The sequence below is a fragment of the Bacillus cereus group sp. N6 genome, assembly GCF_016483705.1.
Classification (GTDB): Bacteria; Bacillota; Bacilli; order Bacillales; family Bacillaceae_G; genus Bacillus_A; species Bacillus_A wiedmannii.
In genome coordinates, this window is sequence record NZ_JAEHBI010000337.1 from 1 (window position 1) to 237 (window position 237).

Here is a 237-nt window from a genome sequence, read left to right on the forward strand (position 1 = left end):
GAAACTTCGTTTAAATGGAAGCACTATCAGCCAGATATTATCTTGTTAACTGTGCGCTGGTACCTACGGTACAATCTTAGTTTTCGTGATTTGGTAGAAATGATGGAGGAAAGAGGACTATCTTTAGCTCATACAACGATTATGCGATGGGGCCATCAATATGACCTGGTCAAGAAAAACTGGAACATCAATTAGATTACGCAATTGATTTTGAATACTGATACGGAGTCATGCCAT

1 pseudogene is annotated in these 237 nt (G+C 38.8%); it reads left to right on the top strand.

The features are described 5' to 3' along the window. Positions 1–162, top strand: a pseudogene (locus JDS99_RS31520) (IS6 family transposase); the annotation flags it as partial. Positions 163–237: the final 75 nt, after the last annotated feature.